General features: G+C 40.3%; 1 protein-coding gene. It reads right to left on the bottom strand.

Annotation, left to right across the window (positions count from 1 at the left end):
* The coding region (locus ACFIQC_RS10220) for an ABC transporter substrate-binding protein (RefSeq protein WP_375707167.1) at positions 1-556 on the bottom strand (556 nt) is incomplete at both ends.

Here is a 556-nt window from a genome sequence, read left to right as displayed (position 1 = left end):
ACGAGCAACATCAATATCGTGCTTTTGCAACAACAAACGTTGTGTTCCGGGCTCTGCAACATGGCGAATTAAAATCTGCTTCAGTTTAGGCGCTTGTCCCCAATAGTGAGAGCTTGCACGCAACAAAAGAGCTTCTCCAGAGCGCCAACTTTTTAACTGATAAGGACCAACACAAGCAGCATGACTTTTCAAATACTGATTTCCAAAATCGCCATCTTTTTCGTGTTTCATAATCGTCTTACGATCAAGCAAAGCTGTTGCACGACTCGCAACAATATTATTAAGAATGAGCTCTGCTGGATAAGGTTTATCAAATTTCATCACAACCGTTTTCTCATCGGGAGCTTGCAAAGCATCATCAACATTTTGCTCTGTAATTCCATATTCATTAAAAATTGCCGCATTACCCATCTTCAATTTGACAATCCGCTTCATACCCCAAACAAGATCATTGGCATTGGCTGATCTGCCATCATTAAACTTCAAACCATCACGTAAATGAAAAGTAATCACCGTACTGTGATCATCACCTGAAACATCCCAATGTGTTGCTAAA

Source organism: Bartonella sp. AA126HLJHH (assembly GCF_042197425.1).
Classification (GTDB): Bacteria; Pseudomonadota; Alphaproteobacteria; order Rhizobiales; family Rhizobiaceae; genus Bartonella.
Note: the sequence above shows the minus strand (reverse complement) of the source record. Positions and strands in the feature narration are given on the sequence as shown.